This window comes from Pseudonocardia sp. C8, from assembly GCF_014267175.1.
Lineage (GTDB): Bacteria > Actinomycetota > Actinomycetes > Mycobacteriales > Pseudonocardiaceae > Pseudonocardia.
Genome location: NZ_JACMTR010000002.1, coordinates 23,474 through 43,502, shown reverse-complemented (window position 1 = coordinate 43,502; position 20,029 = coordinate 23,474). Strand labels below are relative to the sequence as shown.

Below are 20,029 nucleotides of genomic sequence, written 5' to 3'. Positions count from 1 at the left end.
GGTCGGGACGGCGACGACGCTACCCCGGCGGCCCCGGTGCGCTCGTCCGACGTGGGGCTCGTGACGTCACCCGCCCTGCCCTCACCGCGCGTCCCCCGCCGGCCACACCGGAATCTAAGCTCCGGCCATGCCCGTCTCCGAGACCTTCGACCCCGACGCCTGGACACCGGTCGAGGGGTTCGCCTTCCGCGACATCACCTACCACCGCGCGGTGTCCACCGGCGCGGTGCGGATCGCGTTCGACCGGCCCGAGGTGCTCAACGCGTTCCGGCCCGGCACCGTCGACGAGCTGCACACGGCACTCGAGCACGCGCGGACCAGCGCCGACGTCGGCTGCGTGCTGCTGACCGGGAACGGGCCGTCGCCGAAGGACGGCAAGCGGGCGTTCTGCTCCGGCGGCGACCAGCGGATCCGCGGCCGGACCGGCTACCAGTACGCGTCCGGGGAGACCGCCGACACCGTCGAGAAGGGCCGGGCCGGGCGGCTGCACATCCTCGAGTGCCAGCGGCTGATCCGGTTCATGCCCAAGGTCGTCATCGCCGTCGTCAACGGGTGGGCGGCCGGGGGCGGGCACTCGCTGCACGCCGTGTCGGACCTGACCCTGGCCAGCGCCGAGCACGCCCGGTTCAAGCAGACCGACGCCGACGTCGGCTCGTTCGACGGCGGCTACGGCTCGGCCTACCTGGCCCGCCAGGTCGGGCAGAAGTTCGCCCGGGAGATCTTCTTCCTCGGCCGGACCTACACCGCCGAGCAGATGCACCACATGGGCGCGGTGAACGAGGTCGTCCCGCACGCCGAGCTGGAAGGGACCGCCCTGCAGTGGGCGACCGAGATCAACGGCAAGTCGCCGCAGGCGCAGCGGATGCTCAAGTACGCGTTCAACCTGGCCGACGACGGGCTGGTCGGCCAGCAGCTGTTCGCCGGCGAGGCGACCCGGCTGGCGTACATGACCGACGAGGCCGTCGAGGGGCGCGACTCGTTCCTGGAGAAGCGCGAACCGGACTGGTCGCCGTTCCCCTGGCACTACTGACGCGCGTGATCGACGATCCGGCGCGGGACCCGGCCGGGTCCCGTGCCGACGTGTCGATCCGGTCAGTCCACGGCCGGGCGCGGGCGCGGGATCTGCGGCGCGGCCGCGGGCCGGGGTGCCGGCACCTGGAACGCGAGCGCCGCGAGCTCACCGGCGGCCGCGCGGTGCCCCGAGCCGGCCGGACGCCGGCACCCCACGGCGTGCCGGTCGCCGGTCGGGGACGGGTCGGTGGCTGCGGGGTGCGGCATGGGGAGCTCCTCACGACTCCGGGGAGCGCGGCCGGTGCGCCGCGACTCTCACCGGCTGCGTCGCGCCCGGGTTCCCGCGTGTTGCACGCCGGCCACACCGATCCCCGGATGTGATGAAAGCGCCGTGCGGAGGCAACGCCGGTGCGTGATCGTCACGCTGGAAGGGTGATCGGCATGGGCGTGCGGGCGATCGGGGTCGACGGGTCCCCCGAGGCGGTGTCGCGGCTGGCGGCCGCGCTGCGGGCCGCGCTGGACGGCGCGGGCCCCGCCGTCCTCCCGGTCCGGGCGCGCCCCGGCGCGGAGCCGCCGCTGCCGGAGCCGGTCGCCCGCGCCGCCGCCGAAGGGGCGCTGCCGGACGGGCTCGCGGTCGTCGTCGCCACCTCGGGGTCGACCGGGGTGCCCAAGCACGTGGCGCTGACCGGGGACGCGCTGCGCGCCTCGGCCGCGGCCACGCAGGACCGGCTGGGGGGACCCGGCACGTGGCTGCTGACGCTGCCCGCCGAGCACGTCGCGGGGGTCCAGGTGGTGCTGCGGGCCCTGCTGTCCGGGACGCCCTGCGTGGTGCAGGACGTCCGCGACGGGTTCCGGCCCGGCGGGCTCACCCGCGCCACCGCGCGGATGCGGCACGGTGCCCGCCGCTACACCAGCCTCGTCCCCACCCAGCTGGCCCGGGTCCTCGACCACGGGTCGGCGCCGCTGCACGCCCTCGCCGGGTACGACGCCGTCCTGGTCGGCGGGGCCGCGCTCGACCCGGGGCTCCGCGCCCGGGCGGAGGCGCACGGCGTCCGGGTCGTCACCACCTACGGGATGAGCGAGACGTGCGGTGGGTGCGTGTACGACGGCGTCCCGCTCGACGGCGTCACGGTCACGCTCGAGCCCGGCTCCGGGCGGGTCGTGCTCGGCGGGCCCGTGGTGGCGGCCGGGTACCTGGGCGCGGCGGAGGCGACGGCCGAGGCGTTCACCCCGGACGGGTTCCGCACCTCCGACCTGGGCGCGCTCGCGCCCGACGGGACGCTCACCGTGCTCGGGCGGGCCGACGACGTCGTCAACACCGGCGGGGAGAAGGTCGCCCCGGCCGCCGTCGAGCGGGCGCTGCTGGCGCTGCCCGGGGTGTGCGGGGCCTGCGTGGTGGGGCTGCCCGACGACCGGTGGGGCCAGGTCGTGGCGGCCCTCGTCGTCACCGGCGGGCCCGGGCCGGGGGACGACGAGCTCCGCGCCGCCGTCCGGGATGCCTGCGGGCGCGCCGCCGTGCCCCGGGTGCTGCACCGGGCCGCCACGATCCCCGAGCGGGGCATCGGGAAGCCCGACCGGGCCGCCGTCGCGGCGCTGCTGGAGCGCCACCGCTGAGGGTGCTGCGGTCACCGTCCGAAATCGGTGACTGCGCAGAGCAACGGACCGGTGCCCGGGCGGCGCCGCCACGCCACCCGATCCGGCGAGACCGGCGTACACACCTTGGGGTCTCTTCACAGAACGTGCATTGCGCCCCGGCCGCACATCGAGTGTGCTTCTGCCACTGGCGACACAGAGACCACCACGTCCTCAGTCGTCACACGGGTCACAGCGATGCAGCGGGGGTTGTCCACATGCGCAGGATCACGCGGGCCGGGCTGCGTGCCGTCGGTCTGCTCGCCGCGACCGGTGCGCTCTGCGCCGCCGCCGTGGTGCCGGCGGTGGCGGCGGAGCCGGGCACGACCTGGCAACCGGAGCTCACCGGGAACGGGACCGGCGTCGTCGTCGACGGGGGTGCGGCGCGGTTCGACCGCGCGACCGCGTTCGGGGCGCCGGCCGGCGAGAGCAGCAACACCGAGGCGGTGCAGGGCCCGGTGGACGTCGTCCCGACCGGGCTGCTCACCCTCGCGCCGCGCACCCTCGACGCCCCGACCCGCGAGGTCGGATCCACCCTGGTCGCCGACACGCCACCCGGATCGAGCGCGACCGTCGACATCCGCGGGCGGAAGGCCGGCGGCGGCTGGACCGAATGGATCCCGGCCGACGGCGGCCGGGCCGAGCTGCCCCAGGCCGTCCGCGAGGTCCAGGGACGCCTGGTGCTGACCTCGACCGGGAACGCGACCCCCGTCGTCCGCGCGGTGACGCTGTCCGCCGCGCCGACGGCCGAGGCCGAGACCGGGCCGCTGACCGAGGCCGCACCGCGTGCCTACTCGGTCTTCGCCACCCGGGAGGGCCTGGTGGGCGGCACCACCGCCAACGGCCACAAGATCGTGCCCCGGGACCGCTTCGTCGCGCTGCCCTCGCGGCGGGCGCTGTCCGGCAACGGCAAGACCGACTACTCGGTGAAGGTGTGCGCGGCGAACGGCCGCTGCGCGATCGCGCCGGTCTGGGACATCGGCCCGTGGAACACCAAGGACGACTACTGGAACCCGCCGCACCAGCGCGAGATGTGGAAGGACCTGCCGCAGGGCGTCCCGCAGGCCGCGGCGGCCCGCAACGGGCACAACGGCGGCAAGGACCAGTTCGGCCGCCGGGTCGCCAACCCGGCCGGGATCGACCTCGGTGACGGGATCTTCTGGGACGTCCTGGGCCTCAAGGACAACTCGCAGGTGCACGTGGAGTACCTGTGGACCGGCTCGCAGCGGCTGTCCGCGGTCCGCGCCGAGGGCGCGCCGGAGGTGCCGATCCTCGCCCGCCCGGAGGCCGGTGCCGAGTCGGTCGGGATCGCGGTGAACGCCACCGACGTGCCGGTGCAGTGCCGGCACGGCGAGTTCGTCCGGATCGGGGAAGGCCAGTACCTGCCGACGACGGCGTTCGGGCCGCTGCCCGCCGACCTGCCCGGCTGTGACGGGGCCGCTCCGGGCCCGGGTGCGCGCCCGGCCGCCGGTGCGGCTGCCGCACCCACCGGTAGCGCGGTTCCCGGCACCCCGGCCGCCGGCACGCCCGGCACCGCGCCCGCTGGCTCGCCCGGCACCCCGCCCGCCGGGGCGCCCGGCACCTCGCCCGCCGGGACCGCGCCCGCCGGCACTGCGCCCGCCGGAACCGCGCCCGCCGGCTCGCCCGGTACCCCGCCCGGCACCCCGCCCGCCGGCGCCGCGTTCGCGCCCGGCACCGCTTCATCGGGCGACAGGCCCGCCGCTCCGGCTCCGAGGCCAGGTGAACCCGCCCGGGTGACCTCCGGCACGCCGTCACCCGGTGGCACGCCGACCGCCGACGCCCGCGTCCCGGCCGGAGACAGCCAGGCCGCGGCGGCACCGCGACAGCCCGGGTCCTCCCAGCGGGCACCCTCCGGGACGCGCTGAGCCGACCCGGCCGGGGCTCGGTTCGTGTCGGACGCGGCCGCCGAGGCGCTCGCCGGTGCCGGGGGACCTCGGCCAGGCGGGCGGCGCGCGCGGTCGCCGGGGGCACTCGCCGGGCGCCCGGGAGTCCTCGGCCGGGCGGGTTGGCGCGGCGCCAGTCCCCGGGGCGCTCGCCGGGCGCTCGGGAGGGCTCTGCCGGGCGGGGCCGGCGCCGGATCGGTGCATCGGCACAGCCCGCCGGGCCGGCTCCACTCGACCAGTCGCTGCCACCCTCGCGGACGAGCACGTTTCAGCGTCGGGGGACGGACACGTGCTCCCGACCATGTGCACGTCGAACGGTCAGCGACCGAGTCACACGATTCCGCCCCTCAGAAGGCGATGGCGCGCGGCTCGCGGCCGCGTCCGAAGACGATCAGCACCTTCCGGCCCGACCGACGGCGAAAACGCGCCACTCACCACACACCCGTCCGACGATCAGCACGCTCACGCCCTCCACCGGGCAGAAACGTGCCACTCACTGCCCCCGAGCCGACCGAGGCGCACGAACCCGCCCCTCCGAGGGCGACAGCGCGCCACTCGGGGGACGTCACCGCCACTCGCGGCCACGCCCGACGTCCTCGCGGCCGCCCGGCACGATCGACCGGGTGGAGCGCGCACGACGAGCATCGAGGCGGAGCGGGACGCGCGGGGCGGCCCGGCGAGCGGGATAGGTTCGTCGCGTGGCCACCACCGCAGAATGGATCGAGGGCGCGCGCCCGCGCACCCTGCCCACCGCGATCTCCCCCGTCCTCGTCGGGACCGGGGCCGCGCTCGGCGCGGGCGCCGTCGCACCCGGCGCCGCGCTGCTCGCACTGCTGGTGGCGGTCGCGCTGGTGATCGGCGTGAACTTCGCCAACGACTACTCCGACGGCATCCGCGGCACCGACGACGAGCGGGTCGGCCCGCAGCGCCTCGTCGGCTCGCGGGCCGCCGAGCCGCGCACCGTCAAGGCCGCCGCGTTCGCCTGCTTCGGTGTCGCGGCGGTGGCCGGGCTCGCGCTCACCGCGCTGTCCGGCCAGTGGTGGCTGGTCGCCGTCGGGGCGCTGTGCATCGTCGGGGCCTGGTTCTACACCGGCGGCGCCCGGCCGTACGGCTACGCCGGCCTCGGCGAGGTCGCGGTGTTCGTCTTCTTCGGCCCGGTCGCCGTGCTCGGCACGATGCTCACCCAGGCCCGCACGGTGGACGCCGCCGCCGTCGGCGCCGCGGTCGGCGCCGGCCTGCTGACCTGCGCGGTCCTCGTCGTCAACAACCTCCGCGACATCCCGGGCGACCGGGTGGCGGGCAAGCGGACGCTCGCCGTCCGGCTCGGTGAACGGGGGACGCGGGCGCTGTACACCGCGACCGCGCTCGTCCCGTTCGTCATCGCCCTCGGGGCCGCCTTCGACCGCCCCGGCCTGCTCGTGGTGCTGCTCGCCCTGCCCGCCGCGGTGCGGCCGGTGCGGACGGTGCTCGGCGGCGCGGACGGCCCGGCCCTGGTCCCGGCGCTGCGGGACACCGGGCTACTGCTGCTGGCCTGGGCGGTCGCCGTCGCTGTCGGTCTCGCCGTCGGCTGAACCGGCGCTCCCGGGCACCCGGTCGCCGTCGCCGGGCCGGGGGTCGGCGTCACCCCGGAGCTGCGCCCGCAGCGCCTCGCGCTCGGCCGACCGCGTCGCGGTCGACGCGGCGATCGCCCGGTCCAGCCGCCCGCGCAGCCCGCGGAAGAGCACCATCGACAGCGGCAACGCCACGATCAGCGCGACCAGCAGCGCCACCACCAGCGGGGCCCCGGCGACTGTGAGCACCAGCGCGACGACGGCGACCAGCCCGAGCCGGGCGAGCGCGTAGAGCGCCACCGTGGCGGCCAGCCCGGGCTCACCCGCGCGGGCCCGCGCCGCGGCCTGCGGCGGCGGAGTCGGAGACGTCATGCCGCCACCATACGGATCGGGCCGGGGAAGGCCGACGGGTCGCCGGCCGTCCGGTCAGCGCTCGACGAGTGCGAGTACCCGCGCCGGGGACCCCGAGCCGGTGACGATCGGCAGCGGCCCCGCGATCACGACCGCACCCGTCGGCGGCAACGACGCGAGGTTCTGGAGCTGGGTGAGCCCGTACTTGTCGTTGCCCATCAGCATCGAGTGGCACGGGAACATCGGCTCGAAGCCGGCCGCCGCTCCCGCATCGGTGCCCACCGTCTCGACACCCATCCCGACGACCGGCGACTCCTCGGCGACCCAGCGCGCGGCCGCGACCGACAGGCCGGGGGTGTGCGAGCCGGAGGCGTCGGTGTTGGTCATCTCCTCCTGCGAGTGCGACCGGGCGTCCCAGCCGGTCCGCACGAGCAGCCACCCGCCCTCGGGCAGCGGCCCGTGCTGCGCCTCCCACGCGCGGATGTGCTCGACCTCGACCAGGAAGTCGGGATCCTCACGCGCCTGCTCGGAGACGTCGAGCACGGCGGCCGGCCCGATCAGCCGGCGCACCGGCACCGACGCGACGTCGTCGAGACCCTTGCCGCTGACCCAGTGGTTCGGCGCGTCGAAGTGGGTCCCGGTGTGCTCACCGGTGCGGAAGTTGTTCCAGTACCACGCCGGACCGCGGTCGTCGTACCGGCTGATCTCCTCGAGCTCGAACCGGGCGGTCTGGCCGAACTCCGGCGGCAGTTCGAGGACGGGCGTCTGCGCGGAGAGCGGGGCGGTGAGGTCGACCACCTCGATCGCTCCGGATCGCAGCGCTGCGGTCAGGTCCGAGAGCACGGACATGATTCCTCCTGGGGAGAGAGCCGCCGGCCGGGGACGGGCGGCGGTGGGCGGACGGGTCAGGCGGGCCGGTCGGCGGACCGGCTGGTGGACGGGGGTTCCTTGACCTGCGCACCGTCCGGGCCCTCGAACGTGCGGCCCCATCCGGTCACGACCGAGAACACCATGATGACGGTGAGCACCAGCGGGTAGAGGCACGCGAGGAAGATCGATGCGGGCGAGAGGCCCGGCATCCCGTCGACGCCCCCGGTGAGGTCACTGCTGATGAACAGGAACGCGCTGAGTGCCGGGAGGACGCACGCCGCGCCCATCGCGAAGCAGTCCATCACGTTCGCGCGGCGGTACGGGTGGAGACCGACGCTCGCGCCGATGCGGTCGACGACCGGCCCGAACGTCACGATCGACGGACCGACGACCCCCGCGAACAGCGCGGTGACGATCGACTGGCCCCCGCCGATGGCCACCTCGGCGCCGGCGGGCGTGCCGGCGAGCCTGGACTCGGAGATCCTGGTGACGACCAGCTCGAGCACGCCGGCGGCCTGCAGGACACCGAGCATGCCGAAGACCATGAGGCTCAACCCGATCAGCGGCAGCATGTCCTCGACCCCCGCGATCAGGAACCCCTCGGCCGTGCCGTCCTTCGCGGACACGATGCCGGCGGGTGTCATCAGCCCGGCGAGGAGCGCCGTGACGGTGCCGCCGACCAGGCCGACCGTGATCGCGAGGTAGAGGTCCCGCATGACGAACGCGACGACGAACAGCGCCACGATCGGGATCAGCATCACCAGGCCGCGCGGTGACGCGTCGGCCGCGGCCGGCGCGGCACCGGGGCCGTCCGCGAGGAACACCGTGCCGATCAGCAGGTAGAGGACCAAGCTGGCGCCCGCGGCCGTGAGCGCGTACTTCGCACGGGTCGCGACGACCCCGGCCACGTCGGCGACGCCCGGACGGGTCCGGAACCGCTGCGTGGTGGCGGAGACGATCGTGGTGTCCGAGATCGGCGCGAGGTTGTCGCCGAAGAGCGCCCCGGACAGGATCGCACCGGCGAGCAGCGCCGGTTCGGCACCCAGCGCCGCACCGGCCGGGTAGAAGATCGGGAACGCCGTGAAGAGGGTCCCGAGCGAGGTTCCGGTCGACATCGACATCGCGCAGGCCGCCACGAAGACGACCGCCGGGAACGCGCCGCCACCGACCCCGATCTCCGTGGCGAGCCAGACGAACCCCTCCGAGACACCGGTCTCCTCCACGAGCGCGGCGAGCGGTCCGACGATGAACAGGATCAGGGTCACGGTCATCGCGATCGGCGTCGCGATCCCGGCGATCACGCTCTCCCAGAACCGGGCGTAGTCCTTCGCGACGAGGGCCGCGAGCATCAGCCCGACCAGCGCGGACATCGTCAGCGCGTTCATGTCGAACGCACCGAGGAACACGAAGTGCACGGTCGCGCCGACGAGGAAGATCAACGGTGCGATGAAGGCACCGCTGATGCCGGTCCTGAACCTCAGCGTGCTGGTGGAACTCATATCCGACTCCGTTGTCCGAAAGGTTCAGTTGTCCAGGAGGAAGAGCCGGCGACCGGCCCTCGCCTCGAAGCGGAACCAGCGATCGGCCCGCAGGCCGTCGACGGTCGTCCGCGCGCGATTGACGATCGTCACCAGGCGTTCCACCGACTCGACCTCGGCGAGGATGAAGAACGCGTACTGCAGCGACCCGGGCTGGCCGACCAGGAAGTAGTCGTCGTCGAACGACGCGATCAGGTCGAGCCCCATCGCGCGCCAGTCGTCGAGGAGGGAACGGAGCGCGGGCAGCGCCTGCTCCTCGCGTTCCCGGTCGCTCGCGGCGTACCAGGTCTCCCGGCACGCGCCGAAGATCATGACGCGGACGGGGTGCTCGAGGGTGGGTGGTTCGAACATCGGTCTGCCCTCACCGGGTCCGACGGTGGTCGGCGAGCGCGCGCAGCACGGCGTCGACGTCGGATGCGTCGTTGTAGTAGTGGAACGAGATCCGCAGCACGTCGCCGCGCGGGCTGCACACGATGCGGCGGGACTTGAGGTACGCGCTCAGCGCCTCCGGGTCGGCGTCGCGCACGGCGACCTGCGGGCCGCGGCGTTCGGCGTCGCTCGGCGACCCGACGGTCTCGCCCGCGGCACGGAGCTCGTCGACGAGGTACGACGTGAGGTCGGTGACGTGTGCCCGCACGGCCTTCGCGTCGAGTCCGGCGAGGAGGCGCAGGCCGGCGACCGCACCGTACGCCGACGGGACCGACGGCGTACCGGCCTCGAACCTGCGGGCGCCGGCCGGGTAGTCGAGGTTGCGGGGATCGAACTCGAACGGATCGCGCCGGCCGAACCAACCGGTCGCGGGCGGGTCGACCGCGTCCGCCAGCCCGCCACGCACGTACAGGAACGCGATCCCCGGGATGCCGAGCAGGTACTTCAGCGCCCCGCACACGAGGTAGTCGCAGTCGAGCTCGCGCACCGAGACCGGCTCGACACCGAGCCCCTGGTAGGCGTCGACGAGCACCTTCGCGCCCCTCGCGTGGGCCGCGGCGACGACGTCGGCGACCTCGAAGCGGTAACCGTTGCGGTACGAGACGAGCGGCACCGAGACCAGCCCGGTGTCGTCGCCGATCGCCGCCGCGTAGTCCTCGGCGCGGACCTGGCCGTCGTGCTCGTCGGCGAACGCGATGCGGGCGCCCCGCTCGCGCTGGGCGAGCCAGACGTGCGCGACGGACGGGAACTCGAGATCGGTCGTGACCAGGCCGGGCCGGGCACCCCAGTCCTGGGTCGAGGCCACCTGGTAGGCACCGGCGGACGCCGACGGCACGACGGCGACCTCGTCCGGGGTCGCCCCGATCAGCTCGGCGAACATCGTGCGCGCCCGTTCGACGGTGCCCATCCAGAGGTCCCACGGCGCGCCGTGCGCGCGGATCGTGTGCTGGAACTCGGCGAGCGCGGAGCTCAGCTCGTCCGACAGCGCTCCCTGGCTGCAGCTCGCGAGGTGCACGGTGTCCGCGAACGCCGGGAACCGGCGCCGGAACTCGGCCGGGGTCGGGTGTTCCATGGGGTGTCCTCCAGGGGTCAGTAGCTGGGTGGCGTGATCGCGAGGGTGAACCGCGTCGGCTCGCCGGCCTCGTTGAGGTAGCGGTGCGGCAGACGGGAGTCGAAGTAGCAGGAGTCGCCCGGACCCAGCCGGTGGGCCTGGCCGCGCACCTCGACGACGAGCTCGCCTGCTGTCACGACGACGCACTCCTCCGAGGGGTGCGACCAGGGCTCCTCCGACGAGCACGCGCCGGGCCGGAGCACGCCCTCCAGCACCTCGATCCGGCCCGATCCCGGTGACAGCCGTTCGTAGGTCAGCCCGCCGTGCGGCGAGCGGATCGCCATCCGGGCGCCGGACCGGATGATCGCGACGTCGGCCGGCTCGGTGTCGGCGAAGAAGTCGAACAGCGGGGTGTTCAGGACCTTGGCGATCACCCGCAAGGTCTGCAGGCTCGGGTCGGTGATGCCGCGCTCGACCTGGCTGATCAACCCGGCCGACAGCGCGGACCGCGCCGCGAGCTCGCGCACCGAGAGCCCCCGCTCCTCGCGGGTACGCCGGATGCGCTCGCCGACCGCCGGACCGGCCCCGGTCGCGTCGTCCGCCATGACGACCCTCCTCGGTGAACGCCGTTCAGTGTGGATGAACACCGGGAGCGTAAGGCGCCATGTATTGCCGAGTCAACGGTCGTCATGAAGGCGCGATGCGCTCGTGAGTGGCTATCAGGGCCCTGGCCCCGCTGACCGCTCACGAGGCGCAGCCCAAGTCCGCCCGATTTGCCCTTTAAGGTCCCTTTACTAACAGACAACCGTTCGAGTACCCGGGGTCCGAGGTGTCACGATGGCCCGGAAACGACCGGGTGGTGACCGCACGGCGACCACCGCGACACCGGCACCACGCTGCATTTCCGGGAGGATCTCATGGCAGCTCCGCAGTCCCCCGAGCGACTGCTGACCCCGGGTGAGGTGGCCACGCTCTTCCGCGTCGACCCCAAGACCGTGACCCGGTGGGCGTCCGCCGGCCGGATCGGCTCGATCCGCACCCCCGGCGGTCACCGCCGCTTCCGCGAGTCCGAGGTCCGTGGCCTGCTGGCCGACCTCACCAGCGAGGCCACGCCCGGTCTGCGCTGACCCGCACGACCATCGGGTGACCCCTCGACTTCACCCGTACGTCAGGCCACCTTCGCTACGCTGGACAGCGGAGGTGGCCTGATGTTGTTCTTGATCCTTCTGCTCGGCGCGGCCGTCGTCGCGGTGCTGCTCGTCCGGACCCTCCGGTCGGAGCAGGTGGTCGGCGACCGGCTCCCCCGACCGGAGCTCCCCTGGGCGACCGGGCAGCGCACCGGGCGTCCCCGCGCGGCCGGCCCCGACGACGACCCCGACTTCCTGCGTGAGCTCGACGAGAAGGTCCGCAACCAGGAGGACCCGCCCGACCGGCCCTGACCCGGACGGTCCAGCCCCTCCACCCGCCGACGTCACGAAGGGCGGCCCACCGGCCCGGTGGGCCGCCCTTCGGCATGTCCGGGGCGTGATCGGCCGCGCTCAGACCGGGAAGCCGTCCGCCACCGCCGCCGCGAGCTCCAGCAGGGCGGTGCGGGTCGGCTCCTCGAGCCGGTCCAGGTCGATCTCCGCGCCTTCCTCCAGGTGCGGGTCGAACGGGACCCGGACGACGGCCCGGCAGCGGCCCGCGAAGTGCTCCGCGACCCGGTCCAGGTCGACGCCGCTCCCCGCCCGCCGGTACACCGAGTTGATCACGACGACGGCGTTGCGGACGAGGTTGCCGTAGCCGTGCGCGTCGAGCCAGTCGAGCGTCGCCGAGGCGCTGCGGGCCCCGTCGATCGACCCCGACGACACGATGACGATCTGGTCCGCCAGCCCCAGCACCCCGTACATCGCGGAGTGCATCAGGCCGGTGCCGCAGTCGGTGAGCACCAGGTTGTAGAAGTGCTCGAGCAGGTCGACCGCGCGCCGGTAGTCCTCCTCGCTGAACGCCTCGGACACTGCAGGGTCCTGCTCGCTCGCCAGCACCTCGAGCCGGGACACGCCCTGCGAGGTGTAGGCCCGCACGTCGGTGTAGCGGCGGACCTTGTCGGCGTCGCGCAGCAGGTGCCGGACGGTCGCCGTCGTCTCCAGCGGGATCTTCTGGCTGAGCGTGCCGCGGTCCGGGTTCGCGTCGACCGCGACCACCCGGTCCCCCCGGTGCGACGCGAACGTCGCCCCCAGGGTGGCGGTGACCGTGGTCTTCCCGACACCGCCCTTCAGGCTCAGCATCGCGATCTTGTGCGCGGTGAGCAGCGGGCGGTTGAGCCGGGACACCAGCTCCTGCCGGCGGAGCTCGGCGGGGCTCTCCCCGGGGTTCACCAGCCCGCCGGTCAGCATGTACACCAGCCGGCGCCACCCGCTCGTCGGCGGCCGGCGGCTTCCGTGCGAGGTCCGCGACGGCGCCAGGTCCAGCCCGCCGTGCGGCTCGTCGCCGCGCCGGTGCTGCGCCGTACGGGCCTCGACGGCCTCGGGCGCGGTCCAGCGGGGCCTGCGGGTACCGGACTCCGGGGAGGTCCGCGCCCGCGCCCCGGAGCCGGCGTCGTCCCACGCGGACCGCCACGGCCGATCGGCGCGGGCCGGCGGTCGCGCGGTGGCCGCAGCACCGCCGCCGGACGCCGGATCGTGCTCGGTACCGGCCCCACGTTCCGAGGTGTCCCGATCGAGGTCCTGCTCGGCCCCGGCCGCGTCCCGTCCCGGGTCCTGCTGCCCGGTGCGGGACCCCGGCCCCTGCACCGCGGTCGGCTCCGCCTCCGCCGGGGCCGTCCCCCGGTCGGTCGGGTCCTCGTCCGCGACGGCTCCCATGCGCGCGGTCCGCTCGGTGTCCGCGGCCGTCCCCCGCTCCGCGGACACGCCGGATCCCGCGTCCGTGCCCGGCTCCATGGACCCGCCGGATCCCGCGTCCGCGCCCGGCTGCGCGGGCTCTGCGGGCGCCACACCGGCCGCATCGGGATCCGCAGCGGACCGGTCCGGCCGGCGCCAGATCACCTCGCCGTCCGGGTCGTCGTCGGCGACGGCCGGTGCGGCCGCCGTCCACCACGGCTCGGGGTCGGCACCCCCGCCCGCGCGGTACAGGCCGGTGTCGTCGGGCCCGTGGTCGTACGCCGCAGGGTCCGGGGCGGGCGCACCGCGATGCCGGCCCTCCTCCGGGGACGCGGCCGGACCGGGCTCCGCGCCGCCGGCGGCGTCCTGCTGCCGGCGCAGCGCGGAGAGATCCGTCCCGTACGGCGGGGTGGACGGGTCGATCTCCTCGACCAGCTCGTCGTCGATCTCGGGCACCTCGGTACCCCACGCCGACCCGGCCGGCGGCGTCTGGGTGCCGACGGCGGCCCGGCCGGGTGCGGGCGCGGACGCCGCCCGCTCCGCGGCCGACGGCGGGCGCGGCTCGGGCGCCGTGGGCTCCCGCACCGTCGACTGCGTGGCGTCATCACCGCCGGTGCGGCGACGCCGTCCGAAGGACCGTCCGGCGGGCTCGGCCGCACCCCAGCGCTCCCGCACGTAGCGGCCCACCGACCCGTCGGGCTGCTCGCCGGAACCGTTCTCGCTCACGGACGACGACGGTAGCCGGGCCGGTCGCGGTGGTCGAGGTGCCTCACACCCCTGCGTAGGAGTGCAGCCCGGCGACCACCATGTTGATGAAGAACAGGTTGAACACGATCGTGGCGAAGCCCGCGGTGTTGATCCAGGCCGCGCGCGAGGTCCGCCACCCGGCGGTGGCGCGGGCGTGCAGGTAGGCGGCGTAGAGCACCCACGCGACGAACGCCACGGTCTCCTTGGGGTCCCAGCCCCAGAACCGGCCCCAGGCCGCCTCCGCCCACACCGCACCGGTGATGATCCCGAACGTGTACAGCGGGAAGGCGAGCACGGTCACCCGGTAGGCGAGCCGGTCGAGTGCCTCCGCGCCCGGCAGCTTCGCCGCCAGGCCGGCCGGGCGCCCGTTGCGCTTGATCAGGAACAGCAGGCTCGCCACCCCGGGCACGAGCAGCATCCCGGAGGCGAGCGTGATCGTCGTGACGTGGATGAGGATCCAGTACGACTGCAGCGCCGGGACGACCGGCGCGGCCTCGGCGTAGAGCACCGTGCCGGTGACGAACATCAGCAGGACGACCGGGGTCAGCACGAACACCCCGGCCGGGCGCAACGCCGGGTGCCGGTGGACCAGCACCAGCCAGGCGGCGACCGCCATCAGGCACAGGGCCGAGGTGAACTCGTACATGTTGCCCAGCGGCCACCGGTAGGTCGCCAGCCCGCGCAGCACGACCGAGCCGGCGTGCAGCAGCACGGCCAGGACCATCAGCGAGACGCCGATCCGGCCGTAGCGGTCGGCCCGGGTCCGGGACGGCTTCCCGCCGGCCGGGGCCTCCGCCGGGTCGCCGGGGCCGGGCGCGGGGTCCGCCGGGCCGGCGCCGACCGTGGCCGGCTCCTCCCGGCGGGCCACCCGCGCGACGCGGGCCGCCGCGTACTCCAGCGTGGTGAACACCATCGCCAGCAGCAGCACCACGAGCGTGGCCTGGAACAGCCGGTCGCTCCACATGGCGGTGATCGGATCGACGAGCATCGCTGTCAACCGTCCTTCTCGTCCGTCGGTACGGCCAGCTCGCTCGCGAGCCGGTCGAACTCCTCGCCGTAGCCCGCCCGGTCGGTCCGGGCCAGACCACCGAGCTCGATCCGGCTGCCGTCCCCGTCCGGGCGGACGCGCACCCAGAAGCGCCGCCGTTTGATCGACAGGGACAGGGCCAGCCCGCCCACCATCACGACCGCGGCCAGCAGCACCCAGACCTGCCCCGGGTCGTGGCCCACCTGCAGGTTCACCCACGGGGTCACGCCGTCGAACCGGACGACGGTGCCGTCCGGCAGCCGCACGGTGTCCCCGATGCCCAGCCGGGCCTGCGCGACCGGCCGCAGCTCGCCGTCGTCGATCTTCTGCTGGTCCACCGTGAAGATCGACTGGCCGCGGCCGTCGTCGATGCCGAGGTCGCCGAGCAGCACGTTCACGTCCGCGGTCGGTGCCCGCAGGTCCGGGTGCACCGACACGAGCCTGCCGTCCGGGTCGATCGCCCCGGTCGGCGCGAACGTGCCGGTCACCGCGAGCTGCGTGGTACGCCGCACCTCCGGGTCGGTCACCCCGGGCCGCTCGAACTTCGTCGCGCCCTCGGAGAGCTGGGAGCCGCCCTGGTCGACCGGCCGCCACTGGATGTTCCCGGTGCGCCGCTGCCCGTCCGGCCAGGTCACGGTGAACTGGGGCGCGTACCCGTAGCCGGTGAGGTAGACGCGGTCGCCGTCGGTGCGCAGCGGGTGGTTGACCGCGATCTCACCCGGCCGCCAGGTCGTGACGCCGCTGCGCAGGTCCGCGCCGGTCTGGTACGACACGTCCGCGCCGAACGTCGCCGGCTGCCCGTTCGGCAGCCAGGTGCTGTCGAACCGGTCGACGCGCACGCAGAACTCGTTGAGGCCGGTGCCGTCGACGCGCAGGCCGGCCCGGAACGTGTCGTAGCCGAGGATCGAGCTGTTGCAGAACTCCGAGCCGTCGGCGCGGACGATGACGTCGCCCTCGTAGCCGTACAGCTTCCCGCCGGCCAGCCCGAGCAGGATCCCGATCAGGCTGAGGTGGAAGACCAGGTTGCCGGTCTCGCGCAGGTAGCCCTTCTCCGCCGAGATCGTCCGGGTCCCGTCGGGCTCGGTGCGTTCGGCCTTCCGCCAGCCCCGCAGCAACGTCCGGGCCCGGTCGAGCACGGCGTCGGGGTCGTCGGGCGTGCCGGCGGCCGCGTGGTGCGGCAGCCGGGACAGGTTCCGCGGTGTCGCGACCGGCGCCTGCCGCATCCCGCGCCAGTACTCGAGCGAGCGGGGCAGCACGCACCCCACCAGGGAGATCATCAGGAGCAGGTAGATCGCGGCGAACCACGGGCTGGCGAACACCTCGAACCCGCCGAGGGCCTCGACGATCGGGGCCGCGGTGGGGTGGTCGGCGTAGAAGTCGTCGACCAGGAACGCGTTCAGCGAGCGCTGCGGCAGCAGCGCGCCGGGCAGCGCGGCCAGCGCCAGCAGGAACAGCAGGACCAGCGCCGTGCGCATGCTGGTCAGCCCGCGCCAGGTGTTGCGCAGGAACGCGAGCACGGAACGGGGCACGCCGCGGGAGGAGTCCGGCGGCGTCGGGGGCGGCTGCGGCGGGGCGGTCGGCGGCGTCGTCATCTAGATGGGCGGGGTGAACCCGGCGATCGAGACCTGCAGCGAGACCAGCCAGCGCGCCCACAGCCCGGACACCAGCAGCAGGCCGACCGCGACCAGCAGCACCCCGCCGGCGACCTGGATCGCGCGGGTGTGCCGGCGCAGCCGGCCCAGCGCACCGACCGCGCGGGTGGCGCCGAGGGCGATGAGCACGAACGGGATCCCGAGCCCGGCGCAGTAGGCGCCGATGAGCACGAGGCCGCGCAGCGACCCGCCGCCGGTCCCGGCGGCGACGGCGACGACACCGGCCAGCGTCGGGCCGATGCAGGGCACCCAGCCGAGGCCGAACACGGCGCCGAGCAGCGGGGCGCCGGCGATCCCGGCCCGCGGGGTCCAGTGCGCGCGGTACTCGCGCTGCAGCGCGGGGATCAGCCCGGCGAACGCCAGCCCCATCACGATCATCACGACGCCGCCGGCCCGTTGCAGCAGTGCCTCGTTGTCGACCAGCACGTCGGACAGCCACACGGCCCCGACCATGATCGCGCCGAAGACGACGGTGAAGCCGGCGACGAACAGCAACGCGGCCCCGGCGACGCGCCAGCGGGCGTCGGGCACCGGACGGGGGGCCCCGGCCGGCCCCGGGGCGGCCACCGGACCGTCCCGGCGGGCGGCCGCACGCTCCCGGGCCTCGACCGCGGTCACCGGCGGGGACTGCGCCCCGACCAGCCCGGCCAGGTAGGCGAGGTAGCCGGGCACCAGTGGTAGCACGCACGGGGACGCGAAGCTGACCAGCCCGGCGGCCAGCGAGACCAGTGCTGCGAGCAGCAACGGCCCCGAGATCGCCAGCGTGGTGGTCGCGTCCATCGAATCCCAGGGTAGGCGGGTTCTACAACCTGTAGTGCACCCGGGTCACCCGGTCGCGGACGGCGCCGGCTCGGCGGCCAGCTTCGTGATCAGCGGCAACAGGTCCGAGCTGCCCACCGGGACGAGGAACACGGCCGCCACCCGGGCCTGGCGGTCCAGCACGATCGTCGACGGGACGACGTTGCGCGGGTAGCCGTCGAGCCGGGCCAGCGTGCGGCCCGGGAAGTCGTAGATCGAGTCATAGGTGAGGCCGCGGGCGGTCGCGAAGTCCAGTGCGGCCTGCCGGTCGTCGCGGACGTCGATGCCGAGCACGACGGCGTCGTCCCGCGCCGCATCGGCGACAGCCTGCAGCTCGGGCGCCTCGGACCTGCACGGACCGCACCACGACCCCCAGATGTTGATCACACGGATCTTGCCGGGGAAGTCGCCGATCCCGACCTCGGTGCCCGGCCGCAGCAGGCTCTCCCCCCGCAGGTCGGTGATCCGGCTGCGGCTCTCCGGCGGGTCGTAGACGATCCGGGTCTGCCCGCCCGGGGCGACGAACTGGAACTCCTGCGGGCCCGAGCCCACCGCGTCGCGGCCGACCCCGCAGCCGGCGAGCAGGAGCAGCGCCGCGCACAGCGCGAGGACCAGCCGGCTCACGCCCCGGTCACCCGCGCACCGCTGGGGCCTGCCGGTTCGGCGTAGCGCAGGCCGGTCATCCGGCTACCGGTGAACTCGACGCTGGTCAGCGACGCCAGCGCGCACTGCCGGCGGCGCGGGTCGTGCCAGAGCCGCTGCCCGAGCAGGTAACGGCGCAGCGTCCAGATCGGCAGCTGGTGGGACACGCAGACGATCTCGCGGCCGGGGGCGAGCGCCCGCGCGGCGTGCACCGCGCCGAGCATCCGGTGCGCGATCGCCAGGTACGGCTCCCCCCACGACGGGGTGAACGGGTCCCGCATCAACCGCCAGACGTGCGGGCGCTTCAGCGCGCCGTCGCCGACGGCGAACTGCTTGCCCTCGAACAGGTTGCCGGACTCGATCAGGCCGGTGTCGGTGGAGATTTCCACGCCGTGCGCGTCGGCGATCGGCTGCGCGGTCTGCTGGGCGCGCAGGAGCGGGGACGCGACGACGGCGGCGACGTCGTTGCCGCCCAGGTGGGCGGCGACCGTCTTGGCCTGCGCCTCGCCGTGGTCGGAGAGCCGGAACCCTGGACGGCGGCCGTAGAGCACGCCCTCCGGGTTGTGCACCTCGCCGTGCCGCAGCAGGTGCACGACGGTCACCGGGCCGCTCGCGGCGGGGCTGGTGCGGTCGCCCACGGTCAGGCCCCGTCCGGGCGGGTGGCGGACGCGGTGGCCTTCGCGGCGGCGGCGAGACCGGTCTCGATCCGCTCGAACGCGTCGTCGTCCAGGGCGGTCGAGACGAACCACCCCTCGAACGCCGACGGCGGCGGGTAGACGCCGTGGTCGAGCATCGCGTGGAAGAACGCCGGGTACCGCCAGGTCTCGGCGGCCTTCGCGTCCGCGTAGCCGGTCACCGGCTCGTCGGTGAAGAACGGCGACAGCATGGTGCCCGCGTACTGGATCGTGTGCGGGACGCCCTCCCGCGCCAACGCATCGGTGATCAGCGCACCGAGCCGGTCGGCGTGGGCCTGCAGGGTCGCGTAGGCCGCGTCGTCGGCGTGCTGCAGCGTGGTGAGCCCGGCCGCGACGGCGACCGGGTTCCCGGCCAGCGTGCCCGCCTGGTACACCGGCCCGGCCGGGGCGAGGAACGACATGTGCTCGACCGAGCCCCCGAACGCGGCGGCCGGGAGCCCGCCGGACATGACCTTGCCGAACGTGTAGAGGTCGCCCGCGACGCCGTCGCAGCCGTACCAGCCCTGCTTCGACGCGCGGAAGCCGGTCATCACCTCGTCGATCACCAGGAGCGCGCCGTTCGCGTGGCACAGGTCGCGCAGGGCGGCGTTGAAGCCGTCGACCGGTGGCACCACGCCCATGTTCCCGGCGGCCGCTTCGGTGATCACGCAGGCGATCTCGCCGCCGCGGGCGTCGAACACCGCGCGGACGGCGTCGAGGTCGTTGTACGGGACCACCACGGTGTCCGCGGCCTGCGCGCCGGTGACGCCCGGGCTGGTCGGCAGGCCGAGGGTCGCGACGCCGGAGCCGGCGTCGGCCAGCAGCGCGTCGACGTGGCCGTGGTAGCAGCCGGAGAACTTGACGACGACGCTGCGCCCGGTGATGCCGCGGGCCAGCCGGATCGCGCTCATGGTGGCCTCGGTGCCCGAGTTGACCAGGCGGACCTGCTCGACCGGGGTGCGGGCGACGATCTCCTCGGCCAGGTCGAGCTCGCCGGGGGTGGGTGTGCCGAACGACAGCCCCTGCGACGCCGCGGCCCGGACCGCCTCCACGACGGCCGGGTGGGCGTGCCCGAGGATCATCGGGCCCCAGGACGAGACGAGGTCCACGTAGGTGGCGCCGTCGGCGTCGGTCAGCCGGCACCCCTCGCCGGAGACCATGAACCGCGGCGTGCCGCCGACCGAGTTGAACGCCCGCACCGGGGAGTTCACCCCGCCCGGGATCAGCTCCGTCGCCCGTGCGAAGAGGCGGGCCGACTCCTTCGGTTCCGGGTTCTGCGCGCTGCTCACGGCGCC

The 20,029-nt window shown here is 74.8% G+C and carries 20 protein-coding genes; 6 read left to right on the top strand and 14 right to left on the bottom strand.

Features of this window, described 5'->3' with window-relative positions:
• Nucleotides 1–127 precede the first annotated feature (127 nt).
• Nucleotides 128–1,030, top strand: a complete 903-nt coding sequence (locus tag H7X46_RS00795; protein ID WP_186357572.1) for a 1,4-dihydroxy-2-naphthoyl-CoA synthase — start codon at nt 128–130, stop codon at nt 1,028–1,030.
• 62 nt (nt 1,031–1,092) lie between these two features.
• Here the strand turns inward: H7X46_RS00795 and H7X46_RS00790 are convergent, their stop codons facing one another.
• Entirely contained in the window at nt 1,093–1,278 is a 186-nt protein-coding gene (locus tag H7X46_RS00790; RefSeq protein ID WP_186357571.1) for a hypothetical protein, read from the bottom strand.
• Between the two features lie 174 nt (nt 1,279–1,452).
• Between H7X46_RS00790 and menE the strand changes: the two genes are divergently transcribed.
• The 3 genes from menE (at nt 1,453) to H7X46_RS00775 (ending at nt 6,118) form a co-directional block, all read left to right on the top strand.
• Entirely contained in the window at nt 1,453–2,625 is a 1,173-nt protein-coding gene (gene menE / locus H7X46_RS00785; RefSeq protein ID WP_222131478.1) for an o-succinylbenzoate--CoA ligase, read from the top strand.
• A 236-nt stretch (nt 2,626–2,861) separates the two neighbouring features.
• Nucleotides 2,862–4,529 (top strand): hypothetical protein, encoded by a 1,668-nt coding sequence (locus tag H7X46_RS00780; RefSeq protein ID WP_186357570.1) that lies wholly within the window; start codon nt 2,862–2,864, stop codon nt 4,527–4,529.
• 716 nt (nt 4,530–5,245) lie between these two features.
• Nucleotides 5,246–6,118, top strand: coding sequence for a 1,4-dihydroxy-2-naphthoate polyprenyltransferase (locus H7X46_RS00775; protein WP_186357569.1), 873 nt, complete (start codon nt 5,246–5,248; stop codon nt 6,116–6,118).
• Here the strand turns inward: H7X46_RS00775 and H7X46_RS00770 are convergent.
• The 6 genes from H7X46_RS00770 to H7X46_RS00745 are packed head-to-tail and all read right to left on the bottom strand — an operon-like array spanning nt 6,065 to nt 10,941.
• Nucleotides 6,065–6,469, bottom strand: coding sequence for a DUF4229 domain-containing protein (locus tag H7X46_RS00770; protein ID WP_186357568.1), 405 nt, complete (start codon nt 6,467–6,469; stop codon nt 6,065–6,067). The two genes, H7X46_RS00775 and H7X46_RS00770, sit on opposite strands and share 54 nt — an antisense overlap.
• 54 nt (nt 6,470–6,523) lie before the next feature.
• Nucleotides 6,524–7,297: a cyclase family protein gene (locus H7X46_RS00765; RefSeq protein WP_186357567.1), complete on the bottom strand. Its 774-nt coding sequence runs from the start codon at nt 7,295–7,297 to the stop codon at nt 6,524–6,526.
• Nucleotides 7,298–7,353: 56 nt separating this feature from the next.
• Nucleotides 7,354–8,817, bottom strand: a complete 1,464-nt coding sequence (locus tag H7X46_RS00760) for a Na+/H+ antiporter NhaC family protein (RefSeq protein WP_186357566.1) — start codon at nt 8,815–8,817, stop codon at nt 7,354–7,356.
• Nucleotides 8,818–8,841: 24 nt separating this feature from the next.
• Entirely contained in the window at nt 8,842–9,207 is a 366-nt protein-coding gene (locus H7X46_RS00755) for a hypothetical protein (protein ID WP_186357565.1), read from the bottom strand.
• 10 nt (nt 9,208–9,217) lie between these two features.
• Nucleotides 9,218–10,357 (bottom strand): aminotransferase class V-fold PLP-dependent enzyme, encoded by a 1,140-nt coding sequence (locus tag H7X46_RS00750; RefSeq protein WP_186357564.1) that lies wholly within the window; start codon nt 10,355–10,357, stop codon nt 9,218–9,220.
• A gap of 17 nt (nt 10,358–10,374) precedes the next feature.
• The gene (locus H7X46_RS00745) at nt 10,375–10,941 is read right to left on the bottom strand and encodes a helix-turn-helix domain-containing protein (protein WP_186357563.1); all 567 of its coding nucleotides are present in this window, start codon (nt 10,939–10,941) and stop codon (nt 10,375–10,377) included.
• 312 nt (nt 10,942–11,253) lie between these two features.
• Between H7X46_RS00745 and H7X46_RS00740 the strand changes: the two genes are divergently transcribed.
• Together H7X46_RS00740 and H7X46_RS00735 are read left to right on the top strand one after the other, a co-directional pair.
• Nucleotides 11,254–11,463 carry a BldC family transcriptional regulator gene (locus tag H7X46_RS00740; protein WP_186357562.1) on the top strand — a complete coding sequence of 70 codons (210 nt, stop codon included), beginning with the start codon at nt 11,254–11,256 and terminating at the stop codon, nt 11,461–11,463.
• An 81-nt stretch (nt 11,464–11,544) separates the two neighbouring features.
• The gene (locus tag H7X46_RS00735; protein ID WP_186357561.1) at nt 11,545–11,775 is read left to right on the top strand and encodes a hypothetical protein; all 231 of its coding nucleotides are present in this window, start codon (nt 11,545–11,547) and stop codon (nt 11,773–11,775) included.
• 99 nt (nt 11,776–11,874) lie between these two features.
• On the opposite strand, the gene H7X46_RS30470 is transcribed toward H7X46_RS00735, so the two are convergent.
• The 7 genes from H7X46_RS30470 to hemL are packed head-to-tail and all read right to left on the bottom strand — an operon-like array spanning nt 11,875 to nt 20,023.
• Nucleotides 11,875–13,920 (bottom strand): AAA family ATPase, encoded by a 2,046-nt coding sequence (locus H7X46_RS30470; protein ID WP_370588550.1) that lies wholly within the window; start codon nt 13,918–13,920, stop codon nt 11,875–11,877.
• A gap of 43 nt (nt 13,921–13,963) precedes the next feature.
• On the bottom strand, nt 13,964–14,929 hold the full coding sequence (gene ccsB, locus H7X46_RS00725; protein WP_186357560.1) for a c-type cytochrome biogenesis protein CcsB: 966 nt from the start codon (nt 14,927–14,929) through the stop codon (nt 13,964–13,966).
• A 5-nt stretch (nt 14,930–14,934) separates the two neighbouring features.
• Nucleotides 14,935–16,560 (bottom strand): cytochrome c biogenesis protein ResB, encoded by a 1,626-nt coding sequence (locus H7X46_RS00720; protein WP_186357559.1) that lies wholly within the window; start codon nt 16,558–16,560, stop codon nt 14,935–14,937.
• A complete protein-coding gene (locus H7X46_RS00715) occupies nt 16,561–17,400 on the bottom strand; it encodes a cytochrome c biogenesis CcdA family protein (protein WP_186357558.1) in 840 nt (279 codons plus the stop codon).
• Nucleotides 17,401–17,445: 45 nt separating this feature from the next.
• Nucleotides 17,446–18,042, bottom strand: a complete 597-nt coding sequence (locus H7X46_RS00710; protein WP_186357557.1) for a TlpA disulfide reductase family protein — start codon at nt 18,040–18,042, stop codon at nt 17,446–17,448.
• Nucleotides 18,039–18,698, bottom strand: a complete 660-nt coding sequence (locus H7X46_RS00705; protein ID WP_186357556.1) for a histidine phosphatase family protein — start codon at nt 18,696–18,698, stop codon at nt 18,039–18,041. The genes H7X46_RS00710 and H7X46_RS00705 overlap by 4 nt, the downstream gene beginning before the upstream one ends.
• A 2-nt stretch (nt 18,699–18,700) precedes the next feature.
• Nucleotides 18,701–20,023, bottom strand: coding sequence for a glutamate-1-semialdehyde 2,1-aminomutase (hemL, locus tag H7X46_RS00700; protein ID WP_186357555.1), 1,323 nt, complete (start codon nt 20,021–20,023; stop codon nt 18,701–18,703).
• Nucleotides 20,024–20,029 lie beyond the last annotated feature (6 nt).